Origin of the sequence: Rhodovulum imhoffii, from assembly GCF_003046545.1 — a bacterium.
GTDB lineage: Bacteria > Pseudomonadota > Alphaproteobacteria > Rhodobacterales > Rhodobacteraceae > Rhodovulum > Rhodovulum imhoffii.
In genome coordinates, this window is record NZ_QAAA01000052.1 from 1 (window position 1) to 1,575 (window position 1,575).

At 57.1% G+C, this 1,575-nt stretch carries 1 pseudogene; it reads left to right on the plus strand.

The features are described 5' to 3' along the window. Positions 1-180: 180 nt before the first annotated feature. Positions 181-1,318 (plus strand): annotated as a pseudogene (locus tag C8N32_RS14750) (IS3 family transposase). The last annotated feature ends 257 nt before the right edge of the window (positions 1,319-1,575 follow it).

Consider the following 1,575-nt stretch of genomic DNA (forward strand, 5'->3'; position numbering starts at 1 on the left):
AGTGTCCGCGGACAGGAGTTCGCCCGGAGCACTTGATTCCACATGCCTTTCCCGAAAGCACGGGTTCAGCTTCTCCAGGAAGGCGGCTTGCTCAGAGAGGTGGCCTGAGAAATCTGAACAGGTGAGTTAGGTGGATTTTCTGCTCCTGATCCGGCAGCGTGCCGGGACGAAGGAGCGAACATGGCAAGACGACCAAGACGGAACCACAGCCCTGCGTTTAAGGCGAAAGTCGCTTGGCGGCATTGAAGGGCGACAGGACGATGAGCGCGCTGGCGACACAGTTCGATGTACATCCGAACCAGATCAAGCAGTGGAAGGATCATCTCCTCGACGGCGTGACGGATGTCTTTGACGACAAGCCGGAAGCGTCAAAGGAACCTGAGATTGACGTCAAATCGTTGCACGCGAAGATTGGCCAGCTGGCGCTGGAAAACGATTTTTTGGGAGAAGCGCTCGCCAGGGCCGGTCTGTTGCCGAGCGCAAAGAAATGACCAACCGTGACCACAAGCTGAGTTTGGCCCGCCAAGCCGAGTTGCTCGGGATCAGCAGGGGCAGCCTGTATTATGATCCGCGCCCTGCTTGCGAAGACGATCTCAAGCTGATGCGTCGGATCGACGATCTGCACATGGAATATCCGTTTGCGGGCAGCCGAATGATGAAGGGTCTCTTGCGGCAAGAAGGCTTCACCGCCGGGCGGGTGCATGTGGCGACTTGCATGAAACGCATGGGCATCCAGGCCTTGTATCGCAGGCCGAACACGTCGAAACCGGCACCCGGCCACAAGGCCTATCCCTATCTGCTGAGAAAGCTGGCGGTGACGCGCCCGAACCAGGTTTGGGCCATGGATATCACGTACATTCCCATGGCGCGTGGCTTCGTCTATCTGGTCGCCGTGCTGGACTGGTTCAGCCGGAAAGTCCTGGCCTGGCGACTGTCGACGACGCTGGAAACCTGGCCGTGCATCGATGCTTTGAAAGACGCCATGCGCCGCCATGGCAAGCCCGAGATCATGAACACTGACCAGGGCAGCCAGTTCACGTCCATCGAGTTCATCAAGACGCTGAAGGATGCCGACATCCAGATCAGCATGGATGGCAAGGGCGCGTGGCGGGACAACGTCTTTGTCGAACGGCTGTGGCGAACGATCAAATACGAGGAAGTCTACCTGCGCGCTTATGACAGCGTCTCAGCCGCGCGTGAAAGTCTGGCCCGATATCTGAAGTTCTACAACACACGGAGACCGCATTCATCGCTGGACGGGCGGACGCCCGATCAGGCATATCTCAACCCGTCGGTACCAATCCCGGTGGCGGCATAACCGAGCGGGAAATCCACTTACAAAACGGCTCGAAACTGTTCAAACGAACCGAGCCACCTCTGACTGATAGCGGGATTACCTGCTTGATCTACGTAATTTCTTCCCACCAAGTTAATAGGGAAATTTACTTTGTGGGAAGCTTGGCCACCAGCTCCTTTATTGGTAAGCGGTGTCGCCGCCCCACATTGCCGACGGGATCAGCCATTGCGAGTTGATACGCATCCGAAGAGAAGGAGTGCGTTTCGCAATGTTCGCAA